The organism is Moraxella catarrhalis (genome assembly GCF_001632285.1).
GTDB lineage: Bacteria > Pseudomonadota > Gammaproteobacteria > Pseudomonadales > Moraxellaceae > Moraxella > Moraxella catarrhalis.
On the sequence record NZ_LWAH01000013.1, the window covers coordinates 307,029 to 329,682 of the forward strand.

Consider the following 22,654-nt stretch of genomic DNA (forward strand, 5'->3'; position numbering starts at 1 on the left):
GCATTTTTAATCATAAGTATGCAAAAGATAAGTTTGATATCACCTGAAAATTTTTCATATAATCAACTGGGTTTCACCTACCGCAAGTCTAAAAATCATGCTAGAATAACCAAAGTTTACCAAAAAATCGTGATATTTGGCGACGAAGAATAGCAGCTACTAACGCTATTTAAATCTGCTAAATTAACCCAATTATAATGGATATATTATGACCTCAGCAACAAGAGACCAAAAGGTTGATGATACCACTTTTAATACCAATGCCGACCTACAAAAACAACAATTTGAACAAGCTGCATTACACTATCATGAGCACCCACGCCCAGGTAAAATCTCTATTACACCGACCAAAAAAATTGCCAACCAACGAGATTTGGCATTAGCATACTCGCCTGGTGTTGCTGTTCCTTGCCTTGAAATTGAAAAAAACCCCAAACTTGCCGCCAAATATACTGCACGAAACAATTTAGTTGGTGTCATTACGAATGGTACTGCTGTGCTTGGCTTGGGCAATATCGGTGCATTAGCCTCAAAACCTGTTATGGAAGGTAAAGGCGTTTTATTTAAAAAATTTGCTGGTATTGATGTTTTTGATATTGAGATTAATCAAAATGACCCAGATAAGTTTATCGAAGCGGTCGCAAGCCTTGAGCCGACCTTTGGGGGTATTAACCTAGAAGACATCAAAGCACCAGAGTGCTTTAAGATTGAGCGTGAATTGCGTGAACGCATGAATATTCCTGTATTTCATGATGACCAGCATGGTACAGCCATCATTGCCGCTGCTGCTTTGTTAAATGCTCTAAAACTGGTGAATAAAGATATCGCAGACATTAAAATTGTCTGCTCGGGTGCTGGTGCTGCTGCAATCAGTTGCCTTGAGCTTATCATCGCACTTGGTGCCAAACGCTCAAATGTCTATGTGCTTGATTCTCGAGGCGTTATCACAACACGCCGTGATAACCTAGACGCCTCAAAACAGCTATTTGCCCAAGATACCAATGCGACTACTTTAAGCGAAGTGATTGATGATGCTGACTTTTTCTTAGGTCTGTCAGGTCCAGGTATTCTGACCCAAGATATGGTTAAACGCATGGCGGGTAATCCAATCATTTTTGCACTTGCCAATCCAAATCCCGAGATTATGCCAGAGCTTGCCCATGCCGCTCGCCCAGATGTCATCATGGCAACAGGTCGCTCAGATTACCCTAACCAAGTCAATAATGCTTTGTGCTTTCCGTATATTTTCCGTGGTGCTTTAGATGTCGGTGCAACCATCGTCAATGAAGAAATGAAAATTGCGTGCGTGCACGCCATTGCTACTATGGCACATACTGAGGTTTCCTTATCCGAAACCGATAAGAATACCGAAAGCAAGCAATTTGGTCGTGAATATCTTATTCCAGGACCACTTGAGCCAAATCTCATCTTAAATATCGCCCCTGCTGTTGCAAAAGCAGCAATGGACTCTGGCGTGGCAACTCTACCCATTGAAGACTTTGATGCTTATCGCCAAACATTATCTGAGTTTGTTTATAATTCAGCCTTGGCAATGAAGCCTGTCTTTACCCAAGCCAAGCAAGCACCAAAACGAATTGTCTATGCTGAAGGCGAAGATGCCAATGTCCTGCGTGCGGTGCAAGTTGTGGTTGATGAAAATATGGCACAGCCCATTATCATTGGTCGCCCTGATGTGATTGAAGCAAAAATCAAAGAGTTGGGTTTGCGTTTAACAATGGGTGAGCATGTTGAGGTGGTTGATATCAATAATAACCCGAAACATGAACAATACTGGCAACATTATCATCAAGCCAACCACCGTTTGGGTGTCTCAGCTGAGCTTGCTCGCCGTGATATGCGTCGCAAAAGCTCGTTATTAGGGGCAATGATGGTTGAACAAGGCGACGCTGACGGTCTATTGTGCGGTACATTTGGTTATTATGATTTACACTTAAATTATATCCGCCGTGTCATCGGTAAGCGTCAAGGTGTGAGTGATTACTATGCCATGAGCGGTGTGATTTTACAGGATCGTACGCTGTTTATTGCTGATCCTTATATTCATGAAAATCCAACAGCAGCACAAATTGCTGAGATGACGGTTTTGGCCGCTCAAAGCATACGCCGATTTGGTGTTGAGCCTCGTGTGGCGTTGTTGTCACATTCTGATTTTGGTACTTCTCAGCGCATCTCAGCAGTTAAGATGCGTGAAGCTTATCAAATTTTATGCAATATGAATGTTGATTTTGAGTTTGATGGCGAAATGCACGGCGATGCCGCCTTAGATGTGCGTGTCCGTGAACAAAGCCATCCATTTAGCACACTACATGGTTCAGCCAATCTACTGATTATGCCTACATTAGATGCCGCACACATTGCCTTTAATCTACTTAAATCAAGCAGTGGCAGCTCGGCCATCGGTCCAATTTTATTGGGTGCAGATAAGCCTGTACATATCCTAGTACCTGCATCAACAGCACGCCGTATCGTCAATATGACCGCTATTGTTGTTACAGATGCCCAAAAAGTAGATGTTTAATTAAATCACCTAACATTAAATGCCAGCTTGGTTGCTGGCATTTTTTATTGGATTTTTGAAAAATTATTGTTATATTTAATTATTCATCTTTATAAGGATTATCCATGCAAGTATATTTGGTTGGCGGTGCTGTGCGTGATGCTGTGCTTGGCTTGCCCATTACCGATAAGGACTTTATGGTTGTGGGTGCTACGCCTCAGGTGCTGCTTGATTTGGGATTTATCCAAGTTGGGGTAGATTTTCCAGTATTTTTACATCCCAAGACACAGGCAGAGTATGCTTTGGCTCGCATTGAAAGAAAATCAGGTGTCGGCCATACCGCTTTTCAAGTACACGCCGATCCAAGCGTGCGTCTTGAAGAGGATCTCATTCGACGGGATTTAACCATCAATGCACTGGCGATTGAGGTTAAAGGCTTATTTGATGAGACACCCATGACAGGCAAGGTCATTGATTTTTATGGTGGGCTAACCGATATCCAAAATCGCACGCTTCGGCATGTCTCGCCTGCATTTAGTGAAGATCCACTTAGGGTGTTGCGTGTGGCAAGGTTTTTTGCCCGTTTTGCACCACTTGGGTTTAGCATTCATGATAGCACTGCCAAGCTTATGCAAGACATCGCCAAATCAGGTGAGATGAGCAGTTTAAGCCGTGAGCGTTTATACTCTGAATTTGTTAAAGCTATGCGACAGCCACAAGGCGATCAATTTATTGCCTGCCTGCACCAACTTGACATTTTGCCCTTCATTTTGCCCACATTAGCACAGCATTTTAACACACCACAAAACCGCCAACGCACCTTCACACGACTGGCTTTAGCCTGTACGCTGAATTTGCCTATTTTTAGTCACTTTGCGATGTTGCTAAGTGATTTGCCCAAAGATGACCTAAGCGACTGTCTGAATAGACTAAATGCTCCAAAAAGTATTCGGCAATTTATACAAACCTTTAATCATTTCCATGACACATTCATCGCTTTACCCAACATCTCAGGCAACGCTTTGCTTGAATTGCTTGAACGCACGCAAGCACATAAAGACAGCACGAAACTGATACAGCTTTATGACGCTTGTCATGCCTACCAAGGCAGCCCTCTGAGTTATCCCAAGCAGTGGCTATTTGACGCCATTACTTGCCATCAAAGCATAAGTATTGCCGACATTGACCCAACTTTAACAAAAAAAGCCATTGGTGATGCCCTGTCATATCTTAGATGCCAAGCCTTACATAAACTTTTAAGTAATTTTCAAAAAACATCTGTCACTAGGCTTTGACAAAAAAGGAAAAATCATGATAAAAACAGCACTTATCACGGGCGGTGCCAAGCGTATTGGTGCTGCCATTACAAATCTACTACACCAACATGGCTTTAATGTCATCATTCATTACCATACCAGTCAAGCTGAGGCGGACAAATTAAGCCACACACTCAACCAGATTCGACCAAATTCTGCAACAACGCTTTGTGCGAATTTAGACATCATTCATCACCAAGAACAACTGTCTGAATTTAGCAAACTGTGCATTGCCCAATTTGGTCGTATTGATGCACTCATCCATAATGCGTCTAGTTTTTATCCAAGTGATTTAAACGATACACATCAAACCCTGCTTAAGCATTGGGATAATTTATTCTTGACCAACGCCAAAGCACCGTTACTGCTTAGTCATGCCTTATTGCCTGCCCTCAAAAAATCACACGGCTGTATCGTAAGTTTATTGGATATTCATGCTGATGCTAAGCCTTTTATTGGCTATCCCATCTATAATATGGCAAAAGCAGCACACCGCATGATGGTACAAAGCCTAGCCCTCGAGCTTGCCCCTGAGATTCGGATTAATGGAGTGTCACCTGGTGTGAATATTTTCCCTGAAAATCATCATTCTTCATTTAGCCATCAAATAAAATCCGACCTCATCGCCTCTATTCCACTTGCTCGTATTGGCACCCCAGAGGAGATTGCTCAGGCCGTCTTATTTTTACTAAAAAGCTCCTATATAACAGGGCAAATTATTGCCATCGATGGCGGTCGCAGCCTGACCTTAAAGGGTGGCTGATACACAGATATTAGACAGTTGGCTTAAATTTAAGATAAGATTTTTAACAATAAACCACCAAAATAATGCAAAAAATTGCTGACAAATTAAAGATTTTAGGCTAAAATTTACACGTGCTTACATGGTTATCAATTTACCGTTACATTAGGTCAAATTGGTAGCCTCTTTATTTTGTTTAACCCTTGAAATTTTCGGAGCAGATAGCCTAATCGAACAATCGCCAAATCTTTTGGTACGATGAAGCTAAGTTCTCTTTTGTGTTCGCTGCATTTATGCACACTTAAAAGGAAATACCATCGTTGAATACTTCTCCCACTTCAAATGTCGCTCGTCTACAGCGAAACCTTGGTTTATGGCATGTGATCATTATCGGTCTTGCCTACATTCAGCCCATGACCTTGCTTGATACCTTTGGTGTGGTATCTCGTGATAGTAGCGGTCATGTACCCATGTCGTATATTTTTGCTTTGATTGCGATTTTGTTGACTTCAGTGAGTTACGGTCACATGATTCGTGCTTATCCTTCATCGGGTTCTGCTTATACTTATACCCAAAAATCTATTAACCCATCAATGGGCTTTATGGTCGGTTGGTCAAGTTGGCTTGATTATTTATTATCTCCGTTAGTAAATATCATTTTGGCGGTGATTTATTTAGAAGCATTATTCCCTGCGGTCAATCATTGGGTTTGGGTTATTGGTTTGACGGCACTGATGACGGGCGTTAATCTTTTTGGCTCAAAAGCTGTGGCCTATTTTAACAGCTGGATTGTTTTTGTACAGCTGGCTGTCATTGCAGTCTTTGTTTTTTTAACTTACAATGCTCTGTCAGCAGGTCAAAATGCCGATGGTATCATTAGCCCTGAAAATGCTTACCATCTTTGGAGCATGGCACCCTTTTGGGACAGCATGACCTCTGTTGCAGCACTCATTAAAGGTGCAACCATTTTGTGCTTCTCATTTACAGGATTTGACGCACTCTCAACATTAGCTGAAGAAACCAAAGACGCCAAAAACACTCTACCAAAAGCAATGATTTTAACGACTTTGATTGCTGGCGTTGTATTTATTATCAGCACTTATTTTATGCAACTGTATTTCCCAAATCATCCAGAAACTTATTTTAAACTCATTGATGAAACACAACCTGAAATTTTAGAGGCTGTTGGTGGTGCGGTATTTAAGGCGGTGGTACTTGGATTTGCCATCGTTACAGTCATGGCATCAGGAATCTCAGCCCATGCAGGCGTTTCTCGCTTGATGTATGTGATGGGTCGTGATGGTGTGATTAGCAAAAATATTTTTGGTAAAATTCACCCAACTTTATTTACACCCGTCAATAATATTCTCATCGCTGGTGTTGTCGCACTAACCGCTGGCTTTGTCACATTTGAATCGGTGATAAATCTAATCAGTTTTGGTGCTTTGACAGCATTTAGCTTTGTCAATATTTCTGTGTTATTCCATTATGTCTTTAGAAATAAATATGTGCATAATGCAAAAGATGTATTAAGCTATATCATCGTACCAATTGCAGGCTTTATCAGTGTGTTTTTAATGTGGTTAAAGGTTGACAAACTAACCTTTGAAGTGGGTCTATTTTGGGCTGCCATTGGCTTTATCTGGCTTGGCATCAAAACTCGTGGTTTTAAAGCACCTGTCCCACAGTTTAAAGAAGAAGATGTTTAATATTTGACAAAAAATATCCCAAGTACTTTTGGGATATTTTTTATTGATAGATTGGTCAAAGCTGAATATATTTAGTCTTCTAAATTTAATCAGATTTGACTGATTTGAATAAAGACTTAAGGTGTGATGGTCTGCCCAATCACCTCTGCCAGCTCAAGAATTTCTGCTTCGCTTATATCTTGGCTGGTCGCCAATAATCTTTGTGAAATCTCATCTGCTGGCTGATTATCCGCCTTGGGATATAATTTTGGTAAATCCAGCATCTGCAGCACCAAAGCACTCTTTAGGGTATCACGCCGACCCAAATAACGCTGATAAAAGCTTGAATTTAACAAACTTGCACCACCTTGCCCAACCGCATACAAGGTTGCCATATAGTCACGAATATTCATCTGACTGTTTTGTTCGGTCAAATATCTTTGAACAATACAAGACATACGAACCATTCGTTCTCGGCGTACATGGTATAATTGGGCAAACATCTTGTTTAACCCAGAGGTTGTTGATGACAGGCGTTCTTCAATATGATTAAATAAAATCGCACGGTGCGGTAAATTGACCAACTGAAGTACCAATCGGGCCACGCCAGTCCCAGCACCGTCTTCAACAATAATCATATCAAGTTTTCGCTTTTCATAATCAATCAAAATCCGTAACAGCAGTTCATCTTTACTGGTAAAATGCTTATAAAGCGTTCCTTTTGCCAAATCCAATGTCAAAGTAAGCTATCTAGTGTCAAATCCCCCTCGCCAGAGTCAAGCAATAATTGCTCAGCTGTTTGCAAAATACACATCTCCCGCAACTCAAATTGTTGCTTGCGATTGGTCATGATATGTCCTTTATTCAATACAAATATTTAATACAAAAATAACTATCAAAGATTATAGCAAAACACAATAAAAATGGGTGATACTTTTTTACCTCGTGTATTGTTAAACCATTGTTATTGATGATGAATAAAACACAAAATTCAAACAAATGATGCCGTGATTGTTACAATTTTACCCACAAATGATGTGAATAATTGTTCACATTTAGACGGTTTTGTGTTAGCATATTTTCGTATAGAAATTCTTCCGAATATATTGATAATACTTGCCTGACAACATATAATTATCATCAATGTTATGTAAATATTCAAAATGAATTTTCTATTATTTACAAACTTTATCTAAATTATACCAGTTTGTTACCTTTATTATAGGATACTTACCTTTATGAGTATTGAGCGTAATTCTGAAGCGTTTGAGCAAGCACCCATCAACTGGGTACCTGCCATTGTGCTATTATCCACCTTGTTTCTTGCCATTACTATCGTGCCTTGGTATCTATGGACGCATGGTGTGGGCATGGGCGTTTGGGTGGCTTTTGCTATTTTAATGGCTTGGACGGGTCTGTCTATCACTGCTGGCTACCATCGTTTGTGGTCACATAAATCCTATGAAGCCCATCCTGTTGTCAAATATATTTTATTACTTGGTGCGACTTTGGCGGTTGAAAGCTCAGTATTTGACTGGTGTTCAGGGCATCGCTCACACCATCGCCATGTTGATGATGAATATGACGACCCGTATTCTTCTCGTCGTGGTTTTTGGTTTAGCCACATGGGCTGGATGCTACGCAAATACCCAAGCGGTCAATATGATTACAAAAATATCCCCGACCTAAAAAAAGATAAGCTACTTGCCCTACAACACAAGTATTATGGTTTTTGGGTAATTGCCACTAATGTTGTTATTCTAGCGATGATTGGCTGGATCACAGGGGATATGCTGGGTACATTTTTAGTTGCAGGTCTTCTACGCTTGGTATTGACGCATCATTTTACCTTTTTTATCAACTCGCTGTGCCATATGTTTGGTACACGCCCTTATACCGATGAGAATACCGCACGGGACAATGGCCTACTTGCCATCGTGACTTGGGGTGAAGGTTATCATAATTATCATCACTATTTTCAATATGACTACCGTAATGGCGTCAAATGGTGGCAATATGACCCAACCAAATGGATCATCGGTCTGCTTGCCAAAGTAGGCTTGGCCAGTAATTTAAAGCGTGTCGATGATTTGACCATCAAACATGCAGAGCTGACCATGCAGTTTAAACGCGCCCAAGAACGCATCGTAACAGGGGGCGAACCAAGTTTAGATGAGCGTTTGGCCGCCTTTAAAGAGCGTATCAGTGCCGAGTATGATGAATTTACCAAAACGGTTGAAGAATGGCATACCCTAAAAGCCAAAGCGATTGAGCTAAAGCGTGCAGAATTAGCTGACCGATTAAATGAAGCAGATGAAAAGCTCAAAGCACAGCTTGCCCAAATTGAAACTAAAATCTTAGAGCAAAGTAAGCGTGTTGAACAGGCATATCTACAACTCAAAGGTAAAGCCATCTGATTGATATTACTTGTTTTCTCCACCCTTTATCTATATATTGGATAAAGGGTTTCTTTTTGGTTATCAATCACCTTATAATGATAGCTTAACTTTATGAAATTTATCCATGATTATCTAAAACATGACGAGCGACTATATCGCCACACACTGCCTACTCCCCTTGATAATCCCAAGCTGGTTTCTTTAAATGCTCAATTAATCGACCAATTAGGTTTATCATCACTTGATGCGACTGCTTGGACTGATATCATTTCAGGCCGCCTATCGCCATTAACTCAGATTGCCCCACATAAGATACAACCCATCGCCATGGCGTATGCAGGTCATCAGTTTGGTCAATGGGCAGGTCAGCTGGGTGATGGGCGAGGCGTATTAATTGCCCAATTGCACAATAAAAAAACAGGCAAACTGATTGATTTACACCTAAAAGGTGCAGGTCTGACCTCTTATTCTCGGCGTGGTGATGGGCGGGCAATGTTAGCAAGCTGTATTCGTGAATATCTTGGGGGTCATGCGCTCAATGGTTTAATGATTGCATCTTCTGATGCCATTGGTCTTGTTGTTTCTGATACCCATATCCAGCGGCGTCATATTGAAAAAGCAGCCGCTTTACTTCGTGTTAGCGATTGCCATGTACGCCTTGGGCACTTTGAATGGGTTGCGATGTATGCTGCTGATTATTTTGAGACATTTGTCATTAAAATTATCCAAAGCTATTATCTACATCTGTATGATACTCATCAAAACACCGCTAACATTAGTCAATTATTACATGAAATTGCCGCCAACACCGCACGCATGATTGCCAAATGGCAACTGATTGGTTTTTGCCATGGTGTTATGAATACTGATAATCTCAATATCACAGGGACAACACTGGATTTTGGCCCTTTTGCATTCATGGAGGGTTTTAACCCAACTTGGATTAACAATCATTCTGATCATACAGGTCGTTATGTTTATCAAAATCAGCCTACGATTGGGCATTGGAATTTGGCGGTGGTATATCACCACTTTAAAAGACTTGTCAATCAAGATGATATTGATGATGCGCTAATGACATACCAAGAGGTTTTTGAAAATACTTATCATCATGGTCTATGCCAAAAACTTGGTATCAAACCCAGTCATCAAGCCATACAATTGGGCTATCGGCTGCTGATGCTGATGCAAAACGAGCGTTTAGATTATACCAATACATTTCGTGCTTTAATCGCAGTTGCTGATCACGGTGAGAATCGTACCCAATTTACACATGAATACACGCTGCTGGCTAATTTGACAAATATCTTATCTGCGACATCTTATGATATTTGGCAAAATTGGGTTAATGATTATTTAGATTGTCTCAAGCAACAGTCCACCAAACAAACGGCTATTAAGACATTACAACAAACCAACCCCATCTATATTCTTAGAAATCACATGGCAGAACGCGCTATTGTATCTGCTCATCAAGGCGATTTTGATGAAGTGGCACGATTATTTGCATTGCTAGATAATCCCTATCAACAGCAAACCATTGCAACCGTTGATGATACTCGCATGGCGTTTGCCAATGAGGCTGTCGCAGTCAGTTGCTTGTCTTAATCAGCTTATCCAAATTTAGCTATATCAAATTTTTAAAGCCAAACCTATCAGCTATTTATTGGTAAAAAACCAAAATGATGAGGTCATTTATATACCAGATAAAATCATTTATGCTATAATGGGATTAATTTTTATAAACTGAGGCACGCCATGCTCAGTATTTATCTGTTAATCCCATTAAGCCTGATGCTTTTTGTTATAGCAATTTGGGCAATTTATTATGCAGTTAAGTCTAATCAATTTGAAGATTTGGATAACGCCTCTGAACAAATCATTTTAGACGATCGACAAGCACGCCGAAAAACAAAGCGTATTCATAAGGAACAGCGATGACATTTGCACTAATTTTTGCTGCTTTTAGTATGGGTCTGCTTGGCTCACCACATTGTTTGGGTATGTGTGGTGGTATCGTAGCAGCCTTTGGTATCTCTATGAAAAATACCTCGCCTGCCAAGCGAACTTTATTGATGTTAGGCTATCATATGGGGCGGTTGGGTAGCTATACCATTTTAGGCTTACTGGTTGCAGCCTTGGGTAAGCACATTTTAGCACCTTTAATGGCCAACAGTGCCTTACCCAAATATTTATTGGGCGGTGCTTTGGTTTTTGCTGCACTGCTCATGTTGGGGCTACCAGTACTCAATCGCCTTGAAAAAGCAGGTCTAAGATTTTGGAATACACTGGCACCTTTACGTGCCAAAGTTCTACCGATGGATAGCTTGCCTAAGGCACTGATTGCAGGTCTGCTTTGGGGATTTTTACCCTGTGGGCTGGTTTATGGTGCATTGGGCGTGGCATTGGGACTTGCCTCTGACAGTCAAGTAGGATTGACAGCAACAACCTTTATGGTATTTTTTTGGCTTGGTACTTTACCCATGCTACTTGCCACAGGCACAGTCATCGCTTGGCTAAAATCCAAAATCCACGCATTTAATCTACGCAAATTCAGCGGTGTGGTGATGCTCATATCAGGATTAGCAATTGCCTTTAGCATACCAATCATGCACAAATTACATGGCGACCACGCAGAACATGGTCACCATCACCATTACCATTACCACACCAGCGACGAGCATATTCATGATCAAGTAGGTCATCACAGCCATCAACATCACGGTGAAGCACCTGCCCACAACCACGATCACTCATCGCATTCAGATCGAAGCCATTCGCATTCGTATCATCATTAATTAAATAGATGCTTTATCATGCAAATCACCTTATCCCAATTTAGGCATTAAGATGATTTGCATGAAACTTAATATGTACTTCAATAAAACTTGCAACAAAAAAGTAACTGTGGTCATAGCCATCATGCAAGTTTAGTTCCACATTAATACCATTTTCTTGGGCAGCGGCAACGAACTGTTCAGGTTGCAACTGATTTGGATAAAAATCATCTGCCAAGCCTTGATCAATGTAAATGGGTGGAGCTTTGGTTGCTTTGGCTACCAAATAAGTGCTGTCATACTCACACCAATCAGACTCTTTTTCACCCAAATACGCTGTAAATGCTTTTTGACCCCAAGGCGTCTTAGACGGATTAACAATGGGAGCAAAAGCAGAAATACTGGCATAAGCATCAGGGTTTTTTAGTCCAATTTGTAGGGCGCCATGACCGCCCATGCTATGCCCACAGATTGCCTTTTGTCCGACATTGAAGTTCTTCTCAATCAGCCTAGGTAGCTCATCAACAATATAATCATACATTTGATAATGTACTGACCAAGGGCTGGCGGTTGCATTGACATAAAATCCAGCACCTTGGCCTAAGTCATAAGCTTCATCATCAGGTACGGTTTCTCCACGAGGTGATGTATCAGGTATCACCAAAATTATACCGTACTTAGCAGCATACTGCTGAGCGCCTGATTTGGTCGAAAAATTCTCATCATTACAGGTTAACCCTGATAAATAATATAATACAGGTAAACAGGCACCTTTGAGTGCCTGCTTTGGTAGATAGACCGCAAAGGTCATCTCACTTTGGACTGCTTTAGAAACATGGCGATAACGGCGATGCTCACCATCAAACATTTTATGACAGCTGATTAATTCCATAAGTCACCCAAGTTAAAAATGGATTACACTGCGAATTGATTTGCCTTCATGCATCAGATCAAAAGCGGCATTGATTTGGTCAAGTGGCATGGTATGGGTGATAAAATCACTCAATGCAAAATCACCTTGCATATATTGGCTGACAATACCAGGCAGCTCACTACGACCTTTCACATCACCAAATGCCGAACCTCGCCACACACGCCCAGTTACCAGTTGAAATGGGCGTGTCGAAATCTCAGCACCTGCTGGTGCGACACCGATAATCACGCTCTCACCCCACCCTTTATGACAGCATTCAAGTGCTGCTCGCATGACATCCACATTACCAATACATTCAAATGAAAAATCCACACCGCCATCAGTCATCTCGATGATAACTTGCTGAATGGGTTTGTCAAATTTATTAGGATTAACACAGTCTGTCGCCCCAAGCTCTTGTGCTTTGGCAAACTTATCTTCATTAATATCAACAACAATAATGCGGCCAGCCCCTGCCATGCGAGCACCGATCACCGCGGCAAGTCCAATACCACCCAAACCAAAAATTGCCACCGTATCACCGGGCTTTACTTTGGCTGTTTTTAGAACTGCACCCATACCCGTGGTGACACCGCAACCAAGCAAGCAGACCTCTTCTAAGGGTGCATCTTTTTGAATTTTTGCCAACGAATACTGAGATACCACGGTATACTCTGAAAAAGTCGATGTACCCATATAATGATAAATTGGCTCACCTTCTTTAAAAAATCGGACAGTACCGTCTGGCATTAAGCCTTTACCTTGGGTTTCACGCACTGCCGAACAAAGGTTAGTTTTATTAGATAAGCACATTTTGCACTGACCACATTCGGCCGTATATAGCGGAATCACATGGTCACCAACCGCAAAATCTGTTACGCCCTCGCCTACAGCTTCAACGATACCTGCACCTTCATGCCCAAGTACACAAGGGAAAATACCCTCAGGATCAGCACCTGATAAGGTATAAGCATCTGTATGACAAACACCTGTTGCCACGATGCGAACCAATACCTCACCAGCTTGTGGTGGCATCAAATCCAGCTCTTCAATTACCAACGGCTCATTTGCCGCCCAAGCAACTGCGGCTCGTGTTTTAATAAAGTCCATCATCGGTTCCTTTGGTTAATACATGTCACACAAAAACACATGTGTCACACAAATTGATTGCCCTTGGTCATATTCGTTTCAGGGGTTGCTATTATACTTGTTTAAACCGAAAATAAAAACCGTCAGTTACATTCATTAAAATAAAAACAACCTGTATTGACACAGGTTGTTTTTTGATCAGCGATGATAAAACAATCGATGATAAAATAATCAATCACAAAATGCCATAAGCGACTAACGCATTGGCAACTTTTAAAAAGCCTGCCACATTAGCACCTGTCATATAATCAACCACATCTTTGGTTTTACCGTACTCTTTTGCTGCAGACAATAAATCATCATGGATATTTTTCATGATGCCTTGTAGTTTTTCATCCAACTCTGAGAAACTTTTATATTGGCGTACAGAGTTTTGGCTCATCTCAAGGCCCGAAACAGCCACACCGCCAGCATTAGCTGCTTTGCCTGGTGCATAAGTGATGCCATAACTGCGTACGATATCGATCGCTTGGGCATCTAATGGCATATTCGCCCCTTCTACAACATATTTGACACCACTTTCGACCAGCTGCTTAGCCTCTTGTTCACAGACTTCATTTTGCGTAGCACATGGCAATGCGATATCAGCAGCAAACTGCCAAGGTTTTGTATCTGGCAACCATTCACCACCAAATTTTTCGACATAATCACTTAACGGTTTGCGTGCATCTTTTTGAGCTTTCACCCAGTCAATTTTTTCTTGAGTAAAACCTTCATCGTCATGTAGCGTGCCTTGAGAGTCAGAAAAAGTGATGACTTTACCGCCAAGATGCAAGGCTTTTTCGGCAGCATGTTGGGCAACATTACCCGCACCTGAAACCAAAACAGTTTTACCCTCTAAGGTATCGTCATTGGCTTTGAGCATATTATCCAAAAAATACACCAAGCCATAGCCTGTTGCTTCATTACGAATCAAGCTACCGCCAAAACCTACGCCCTTACCTGTCAACACACCTTCATGTTTACGCGTCAGATTTTTATACATCGCAAACATATAGTTTACCTCACGGCTGCCAACACCGATATCACCTGCTGGCACATCCATATCTTTGCCGATGTTTTTGTGCAATTCACGCATAAAAGCATAGCAAAAACGGCGAATTTCAGCATCTGATTTACCCTTAGGGTCAAAGTCAGAACCGCCTTTGCCACCGCCCATTGGTAAGCCTGTCAAAGCATTTTTAAAAATCTGCTCAAATCCTAAAAATTTTAGCACGCTTTCGTTTACGGTTGGGTGAAAACGCAAACCGCCTTTATAAGGCCCAATGGCGTTACTAAACTGCACACGCCAGCCACGATTGATCTCAACCTTGCCTTGGTCATTTTCCCAATTCACACGAAAGCTTATAATGCGGTCTGGCTCACAAAGACGCTCAAACACCTTTAACTCTGCAAACTTAGGATTATTCTCATAAGCTTCTTCAATCGTCATAGCGACTTCTTGAACCGCTTGGATGAATTCGGGTTGATGGGCGTAATTTTTTTCTATTTTTTTAACAACAGATTGGATACTCATGTGATAAATCCCTTAGATTAATGGAAGCAAGGTTCGCCAATGTGATTTGACGAACAGTTTTTGGCTTTTATTGATAAGTAAAATACACTTTATCAATTATAAATCATAAAAAATTATGATACTATAAGCAAATGTAATATACAGAAATTTTGGGCAGATTACAAGTGATTTTTAGAGAAATACCCACCATTTTAAATAAAAATAACCGTTAAAATATCGTATTTATATGAACTTTTATGCCACAAAAAACCGCTGCTTACTTTGGTGTAACAGCGGTTGTTAAGATATCATGACAATAGCCCATTTACTATTAATTCAAGACAGACTTGGTATCCGTCACTTTATCAATCAATCCATAAGGAATGCTGATATTTGGATTGTCCTGATGATGAAATAACGCCTTTTGCAGCTCAGGTAGGGCAAGCTGCATGGCTTCACCAATAACCAACTGAGGCTCTGAAGGTTCAAAACCCATCAAAATCTCACGCTCTTTAATCTTGGGCAGGGCATCATAAAAAGCTGTCATTACCCCATCTGAGCGTGGCAGACTTTCATTAAAAAATGCTCGACCAAAATAAGTCATATCCGCATCATCAGTACAGCCAAAAGAAGCTTTATCCGCCTTAGACGCTGTGATAATCATCGTATAAGGATCTTTTAACGCATTGATAAAAGTGCCTGAATAGCACGCCGAAACAACAATGACACGCCAACGAATGCCTGATTTATCCAAAGCGGATTTTAACCAAAATGGGTCAATCTGACGCAAATTCATCGGGGGATTTGTTACCGCCAATTCACCAATCGGCTCACCATGTTCATCGACCGACCCGTGTGAGCTTAATACCAAAAATAAAGCATCTTCATCAGGGTTCATCAGTCCGCCGATATGCTCAAGGCTTCGCTCAATGCTGGCGCGTGTGGCAATGGGGTACTCGCCCCAAGTGCTTGGGTTGTTAATCAAAGCAATCGAACGCCCTGCCGTATCAAATTTGACATCAAATAGTTGGCGTGCTTGAATGATCTCACTGGCAAAGACATCTTGCTCGCTGTAGCTGGCTGCCCCCAAAAAATACCATTCATGCCGACCCTTGCGACCTGCCTTCATCGCTTGCAACTGCTTGGGCAGTTGTGCTGCTTGCTCATAAAATACCAACTCATCCAACTCCACCAAAACCTCATCCATCTTGAAAATAGGCTGATTGATGGTGTTTTTTTGCCAAACAACCAATAAGACAATGCTTGCAATCAACATCAAGACGGTTTCATACCAAGGCCAATTAAAACGCTTAGCAAAAATCAGTAATAATGCCGCTGTCTGCCATACAAATAATAATAAAAACAATGTGGGCAAAATGCTATGAAGCCAAAACGGCAATAGGCTTTCATTTTCAAGAAATTGTATGCCACTTTGAAATAAAACAAGCAAAGTATCTGCCGCCAGCCATAATATTGCTGGTACAAATAACAAGGCGTAATTTAATGACCGCTGTGCAATGATGATACCTGCAGCAACAATGATGGTTGGCCAAACCAAATAGCTGATTAATCCTTGCTCATTAAAATAACTGTCATTGGGTGCAGCAAGCCAAGCAAATAAAATATTTGCTGATAATGCGACCACCATAAAAGCGACTGCTTGAGCAAAAGTCGGCTTCGTAAGCCTAAAAGCACGCTCACTACCGACAAGCATCCATAAAGACGCACCCAGATTTGAGAAGAAATTTGACAAAAAACCCATTGAATGCTCGAAAGTTAGGTTCAAAAAGTTTGACCATTGTAACATATTGCAAAATAACTCAAAGCATAATTTTACATCAAGCATCCAAAATGCTTTAACGCTTTAAATACTTTCACAATTTAACAGATAGCTATTAATACAATATCATTTTTTAATCCGTTTAATCATATACACCCAAAATCAGTAGATAAAAAAAACCGCCATGAATCAACAGTTATCATTGGCGGTTTTAATATGGCAAAAATTAGCCCATCAAAAGCTTATTAACACGCTTTAGATAGCCTGCTGGGTCATCAAGCTGACCACCATCTGCCAATAAAGCTTGATCAAAAATGACTTGTGCCAAGTCATCAAAATCATGGCTATTTTGCAGTTTATCAATCAAAGGATGGTTTGGGTTAATCTCAAGCACAGGTTTAATCTCTGGTACACTTTGCCCCATGGCTTTGAGCATCTGTGCCATCTGTGGCGTAAGCTCACCTTCACCAACAACCAAACAGGCTGGGCTATCTACCAGACGGCTTGAGACACGCACATCTTTAGTACGCTTGCCCAATGTTGTTTTTAATTTTTCAACCACAGGCTGCATTTTTTCTTCAGCCTGCTTGGCTTCCTGCTTTTCATTTTCATCGGTAAATTCACCCAAGTCAACAGCACCTTTGGCAATATTTTGCAATGGCGTACCATCAAATTCATGTAAAAAGTTCATTGCCCACTCATCCACACGAGCAGTCATTAAGATAACTTCAATGCCTTTTTTCTTGAATAATTCAAGCTGTGGACTGTTTTTGGCGGCCGCCAAGTTATCTGCGGTGAGATAATAAATGGCTTTTTGACCATCTTTCATGCGGGCTTTATAATCACCAAAACCTGTTGCAATCTTATCATCGGTACTGGTTGCATAACGCAATAGCTTGGCAATGCGTTCTTGATTGGTCTGATCTTCACCCAAACCTTCTTTGAGTACATCGCCAAATTCTTGATAAAAATCGGCAAATTTTTGTTGCTTATCAGCATCTTCAGAGTTGGCAAGACTTGATAGTAGCGTCAATACACGGCGAGCATTACCCTCACGAATTGCCTTAACATCTCGTGATTCTTGCAAGATTTCACGACTGACATTAAGTGGCAAATCAGCAGTATCAATCACCCCTTTGACAAAGCGTAAATACATGGGTAATAACTGCTCAGCATCTTCCATGATAAATACTCGTTTGACATACAATTTTAGCCCATGTTGCTGTTCACGAGCGTACAAGTCCATGGGTGCTTTACTTGGAATAAATAAAAGCTGCGTGTATTGCACTCGTCCTTCAACACGATTATGCGTATAGGCTAGGGGCTTGGCATAATCATAGCTTAAGTTTTTATAAAATTCATGATACTCATCGTCGCTAATATCGCTTGGGCTTTTTGTCCACAACGCATTGGCTTGGTTGACTGTTTCATAGTCATCGGTAGTAATGTATTCACCTTTGCCTGTCGGTTCACCATCTTCACCCAGCTCATCTTGCCAAATTTGCTTATGCATTTGAATCGGCAGGCTGATATGGTCAGAGTATTTATTTACCAGTGATTTTATGTGCTGGTCGTTTAAATAATTTGTCTCACTCTCGCCGCCGCCAGCATACTCATCTTTAAGATATAGCGTAATTGATGTTCCACGATTGGGTTTATGAATGCTCTCGGTGGTAAATTGCCCCGTACCATCAGACACCCAACGCACGCCTTTATCAGCAGATTCGCCTGCTTTACGGCTTTCTACAACAATCTTATCAGCAACAATAAATCCTGAATAAAAACCGACGCCAAACTGTCCAATCAGATGACCATCTTTTTTATCGCTATCAGCCAATTTATCCAAAAATGCCTTAGTGCCAGATTTTGCAATCGTACCCAAATGCTCAATGGCATCCTCTTCGTTCATACCGATGCCATTATCGCTAAAGGTAATGGTTTTGGCAGTATTATCAATGTCGATACGAATCGCAAGCTCGCCATCATTTTCATACAAGCCATCATCAGAGGTTGCCAAAAATCTCAGCTTATCACAAGCATCAGAGGCATTTGACACCAGTTCTCGCACAAAAATATCAGCATTTGAGTACAGTGAATGTGTCACCAAATGCAATAGCTGTGACACTTCAGCTTCAAAATGATGAGCGGTAGGATTGGTCATAATTTTCTTCCTATAACATAACAATTGTAATGAGTATTTGATCAAATACTTGATTTCGTTTTCGCTTATCAAGATAGGGATGATGAATATTTTTTCAAGCAAATGTTAGATAAAATATTGATTTATCATCATATTTTATTACCCAAATGATAGATGAATTTTATTGCTTAAAACTTTCAAATAAAATCAATGGTGGTTTTGTTTAGCCATAGAATCTATATTCATTAAGCATAACATCATAAAATAATCACAGTTACTAAACATACAAAAAACCATCACCACACGAAATTACTAATAAAAACTAGCTATTCTATCTACAACCTAGTAAAATAAGAAATTAGGTCTATAGCAAGCAAAAGAATTTATGTCTAAAAACACTTTTTCTGCGTCATTCATCGCCATTTTATCAAAAGTTATTTTGGGCGTATTGGCATTATTTGCAATCTTAATTTTAGCATTTCCCATTGGGTTTTATGGCATGGTCATGTATCTTGAGCCAACTTTGCCTGATGTCAAAAATTTGGACAATTCCCGCTTTGAGATGCCGCTACAGATTTATACTGCCGACAACAAACTGATCGGACAATATGGTAATCGCTACTCTTTGCCTGTCACCTTTGACGAAATTCCTGAGCGTATGATTCAGGCATTTTTGGCGGCAGAAGACGATACTTTTTTTGAACACAGTGGCATCAGTGTCAAAGGCATGGGACGAGCATTGACCGAAGTTATCAGTGATAATGACGCTCAAACTGGTGGTTCAACCATTACCATGCAAGTGGCAAAAAACTATTTTTTAAGCCCTGAGCGTACCATTAATCGTAAGCTGACCGAACTTTTTATCGCCCGCAAAATTGAAAATGAACTCACAAAAAATGAAATTTTAACACTATATGTTAATAAAATTTATTTAGGTGAAGGCACTTATGGTATTCAAGCTGCAGCACGCCGCTATTATTCCAAAAATCTAGAAAGCTTGACCATTGCCCAAATGGCGATGATCGCAGGCTTACCAAAAGCCCCTTCGGCCTACAATCCTGTCGTTAATCCTGAACGGGCTATGGAGCGACGCAACTGGATTATCGGACGCATGCACCAAGAAGGCTTTATTACCGCTTCTGAAAAAGATGCCGCCATTGCTGAACCAATGGGGCTAAATATCTATCAAGAAAAACTTGATCTAAATATGCCTTATGTTGCAGAGATGGTACGCTCCACTTTGGTTGACCGCTATGGCGAGGCGGTGATGGATTCAGGTTGGCGTGTTCAAACCACAATCAATAGTAGCTCACAACTTGCGGCCAATGCTGCCTTAGTGGGGGGTTTGCGTGATTATGACCGTCGTCATGGTTGGCGAGGTGTTGAAGCAGAATCAGGGTCGCTTGAAGGTCGTAAAAATTTTGATCATATTTATCCTGCCAAAGTTACTAAGGTTCATAACCAAAGCTTTGAAGCTAAGCTTCAATCTGGAGAAACCGTAACCATCGGTTGGTCAGGTATGAATTGGGCGCGTCGCTACTATGATGCTAACCGTGTCGGTGGTGGCTACAGTAATGCTCATCAGATGGTCAAGGTTGGTAATATTGTGCGAATCTCTCCGATCAATGAAGCAAAAACAGCTTGGCGTATGGAATCTATTCCCAAAGTTCAAGGTGCATTGGTCTCTTTAGACCCTGAAAATGGTGCTTTGCGTGCCGTTGTTGGTGGTTTTCATTTTAATCACAGCAAATTTAATCGTGCTATCCAAGGCTATCGCCAACCAGGATCGATCATTAAGCCTTTTATTTTTGCTGCAGCACTTGAGTCTGGTCAATATACGCCAGATAGCTTAATCTCTGATGCTGCCATTCGTGTTGGTAGGTGGCAACCAAAAAATGCCGATGGACGCTACACAGGCGATATGACACTACGCCGTGCACTTACTTTATCACGCAATACCCCAGCCATTCGCCTGCTGCGTTCAGCAGGTGTTGATGAATCTCGCCACCTAATGAATGCCATGGGTGGACTTGAGATAGAACGCATGCCGTCTACATTGGCATTGGCATTGGGTGCTGCTGACGCTACACCTTTACAAATGGCAACTGGTTTTGCTACCATCATTAATGGCGGTCATCGCATCCAGCCTTATTTTATCGAAAGAATCTATAATTTTGACAATGAAACCATCTATCAAGCCAACCCACAGCAAGCCTGTGCACTTTGCTTTAATGAAAATCTTTCGGCAACTAATGCCAAATTGCTTGAATTATTTGAAGCCAATAAATCAGAGATTTCTACAGACACGCCTAGCGCACCAGCTGGCGATAGGCTACAACCAAGAAGCGCTCCACAATATGTCGCTGCCACTCAAGCACCCCGCGTGCTTTCCCACCAAACGGCTTATGACATCTCCAATATGATGCGAGAGGTTATTACTAGCGGTACGGGTCGCAGAGCTCGTGCTTTGGGTCGTAGTGATGTTGGTGGTAAGACTGGTACCACTAACCTTGCCAAGGATGCTTGGTTTGCAGGCTTTCATCCTACTAATGTGGCTGTGGTTTGGGTGGGTTTTGATACGCCATCAACTTTAGGAAATAGTGAGTACGGTGGCGTGGCTGCATTACCAATTTGGGTGAATTTTATGAGCCATGAACTTCGCAACACGCCTTCGCAATGGATCAGTCAAGAAGATCGGTCAAAAGCCGTCAAAGCGACCCAACAAGTTATTGATTTGAAAGATTAATAAAAAACAACCCTGATGACCATTATCAGGGTTGTTTTTTTATAATTAGTTTTAGGCTGCTAGTACGCGCCCATGCAAGTCTGTTAGGCCTTTTTGCATCACTGCTTGCAAAACCTCAGTTAATTCACGGTGATCTCGACCTTCAGGATAAATCGGCTCAAGGGGTAATACATACGCTGTAATCCCTCGAGCATCTGCCACTGATTTTAAACTTTGCACCATAGTCCGTTTGCCATAATAAGCAGCTTTATCGGACAGCCCACCTTCTTTATCCACATATGCAATTACCATTGGGCAGATTGGTAAGTTGGTATCAATAGCAGCTTTTAATAATTTACCATAAATTTTCTTAATCTGCTTACCATCTGTCGTTGTCGCCTCAGGGAAAAAAATGACCGATGACCCCTCACTCAAAAACTCTGCAATCTGATCACTCACCGAACCCACATCTCCTGAGCCTCGCTGAATAAAAAGCGTGCCACCTGCTTTTGCCAAGCGTCCAAAAATTGGCCATTTACCAATTTCAGCCTTAGACAAGAAAAAGACAGGTGCAACACTGCCCACCACAGGAATATCAAGCCAAGAGACATGATTACTGACCCAAAGCCCGTGCCTTTGTGGAACTGGCTCAATTTGAATCACAGTTACACCAAATGAATTTGCCATTTTTTGGCAAAATTTTTGTACATAGGGCATCAATCGATTGCGTGGTACATCAGAGCGATATGCCTTTGATTCATAAAGCATCTGAAAACCATTTAATAAAGTATTTGTCAATCCAAATGCTGCTTTAGTACGATAATATTGATTGCTAATGAAATTTGACATAAATAAACTCAATGCATTTCTTTGCCATACAGACTAAACCCAAACGCAAAAAAAATCAAGTACTTTGGTGAACATTTATAAACTAAGTTCAAAATAAAAAATGTGTATAAAAAATCTCCAAAGCAGATACTTTGGAGATTTTGCTCATGATTTTAATCAGGCT

Annotated in this window: 16 protein-coding genes; 9 read left to right on the forward strand and 7 right to left on the reverse strand. The window is 41.1% G+C overall.

Going from position 1 to position 22,654, the window contains the following annotated elements; genetic code table 11:
- Positions 1 to 208 precede the first annotated feature (208 nt).
- The 4 genes from A4U55_RS04545 to A4U55_RS04560 all read left to right on the forward strand — a co-directional run bounded on the left by A4U55_RS04545 (position 209) and on the right by A4U55_RS04560 (position 6,285).
- A complete protein-coding gene (locus tag A4U55_RS04545; protein ID WP_063454061.1) occupies positions 209 to 2,539 on the forward strand; it encodes an NADP-dependent malic enzyme in 2,331 nt (776 codons plus the stop codon).
- Between the two features lie 104 nt (positions 2,540 to 2,643).
- A complete protein-coding gene (locus A4U55_RS04550) occupies positions 2,644 to 3,813 on the forward strand; it encodes a tRNA nucleotidyltransferase (RefSeq protein ID WP_003659089.1) in 1,170 nt (389 codons plus the stop codon).
- A gap of 16 nt (positions 3,814 to 3,829) precedes the next feature.
- Entirely contained in the window at positions 3,830 to 4,597 is a 768-nt protein-coding gene (locus tag A4U55_RS04555) for a pteridine reductase (RefSeq protein WP_003659088.1), read from the forward strand.
- A 299-nt stretch (positions 4,598 to 4,896) separates the two neighbouring features.
- On the forward strand, positions 4,897 to 6,285 hold the full coding sequence (locus tag A4U55_RS04560; RefSeq protein ID WP_003666391.1) for an APC family permease: 1,389 nt from the start codon (positions 4,897 to 4,899) through the stop codon (positions 6,283 to 6,285).
- A 116-nt stretch (positions 6,286 to 6,401) separates the two neighbouring features.
- On the opposite strand, the gene A4U55_RS04565 is transcribed toward A4U55_RS04560, so the two are convergent.
- The gene (locus tag A4U55_RS04565) at positions 6,402 to 6,992 is read right to left on the reverse strand and encodes a TetR/AcrR family transcriptional regulator (RefSeq protein ID WP_227534380.1); all 591 of its coding nucleotides are present in this window, start codon (positions 6,990 to 6,992) and stop codon (positions 6,402 to 6,404) included.
- 510 nt (positions 6,993 to 7,502) lie between these two features.
- Here A4U55_RS04565 and A4U55_RS04570 point away from each other — a divergent pair.
- The 4 genes from A4U55_RS04570 (at position 7,503) to A4U55_RS04585 (ending at position 11,461) form a co-directional block, all read left to right on the forward strand.
- The gene (locus A4U55_RS04570; RefSeq protein WP_003659082.1) at positions 7,503 to 8,681 is read left to right on the forward strand and encodes a fatty acid desaturase; all 1,179 of its coding nucleotides are present in this window, start codon (positions 7,503 to 7,505) and stop codon (positions 8,679 to 8,681) included.
- A gap of 93 nt (positions 8,682 to 8,774) precedes the next feature.
- Positions 8,775 to 10,271 carry a protein adenylyltransferase SelO gene (locus A4U55_RS04575; protein WP_003660803.1) on the forward strand — a complete coding sequence of 499 codons (1,497 nt, stop codon included), beginning with the start codon at positions 8,775 to 8,777 and terminating at the stop codon, positions 10,269 to 10,271.
- Between the two features lie 150 nt (positions 10,272 to 10,421).
- Positions 10,422 to 10,604: a cbb3-type cytochrome oxidase assembly protein CcoS gene (gene ccoS / locus A4U55_RS04580; protein WP_003666384.1), complete on the forward strand. Its 183-nt coding sequence runs from the start codon at positions 10,422 to 10,424 to the stop codon at positions 10,602 to 10,604.
- A complete protein-coding gene (locus tag A4U55_RS04585) occupies positions 10,601 to 11,461 on the forward strand; it encodes a sulfite exporter TauE/SafE family protein (protein WP_063454063.1) in 861 nt (286 codons plus the stop codon). Before ccoS ends, A4U55_RS04585 begins: the two co-directional genes overlap by 4 nt.
- A gap of 40 nt (positions 11,462 to 11,501) precedes the next feature.
- On the opposite strand, the gene fghA is transcribed toward A4U55_RS04585, so the two are convergent.
- The 5 genes from fghA to htpG form a co-directional block, all read right to left on the reverse strand.
- Positions 11,502 to 12,332 carry an S-formylglutathione hydrolase gene (fghA, locus tag A4U55_RS04590; RefSeq protein WP_003663309.1) on the reverse strand — a complete coding sequence of 277 codons (831 nt, stop codon included), beginning with the start codon at positions 12,330 to 12,332 and terminating at the stop codon, positions 11,502 to 11,504.
- A 12-nt stretch (positions 12,333 to 12,344) separates the two neighbouring features.
- Complete coding sequence (locus A4U55_RS04595) at positions 12,345 to 13,454, reverse strand: S-(hydroxymethyl)glutathione dehydrogenase/class III alcohol dehydrogenase (RefSeq protein WP_438616474.1); 1,110 nt, start codon at positions 13,452 to 13,454, stop codon at positions 12,345 to 12,347.
- 223 nt (positions 13,455 to 13,677) lie between these two features.
- Complete coding sequence (gdhA, locus tag A4U55_RS04600) at positions 13,678 to 15,018, reverse strand: NADP-specific glutamate dehydrogenase (RefSeq protein WP_049156084.1); 1,341 nt, start codon at positions 15,016 to 15,018, stop codon at positions 13,678 to 13,680.
- A 310-nt stretch (positions 15,019 to 15,328) separates the two neighbouring features.
- The gene (locus A4U55_RS04605) at positions 15,329 to 16,843 is read right to left on the reverse strand and encodes a C13 family peptidase (RefSeq protein ID WP_003659070.1); all 1,515 of its coding nucleotides are present in this window, start codon (positions 16,841 to 16,843) and stop codon (positions 15,329 to 15,331) included.
- Positions 16,844 to 17,003: 160 nt separating this feature from the next.
- The gene (gene htpG / locus A4U55_RS04610) at positions 17,004 to 18,938 is read right to left on the reverse strand and encodes a molecular chaperone HtpG (RefSeq protein ID WP_063454064.1); all 1,935 of its coding nucleotides are present in this window, start codon (positions 18,936 to 18,938) and stop codon (positions 17,004 to 17,006) included.
- Positions 18,939 to 19,302: 364 nt separating this feature from the next.
- On the opposite strand from htpG, the gene A4U55_RS04615 reads away from it, so the two are divergent.
- Complete coding sequence (locus A4U55_RS04615; protein ID WP_003659066.1) at positions 19,303 to 21,663, forward strand: penicillin-binding protein 1A; 2,361 nt, start codon at positions 19,303 to 19,305, stop codon at positions 21,661 to 21,663.
- 51 nt (positions 21,664 to 21,714) lie between these two features.
- Here the strand turns inward: A4U55_RS04615 and A4U55_RS04620 are convergent, their stop codons facing one another.
- A complete protein-coding gene (locus tag A4U55_RS04620; RefSeq protein ID WP_003659065.1) occupies positions 21,715 to 22,491 on the reverse strand; it encodes a lysophospholipid acyltransferase family protein in 777 nt (258 codons plus the stop codon).
- Positions 22,492 to 22,654 lie beyond the last annotated feature (163 nt).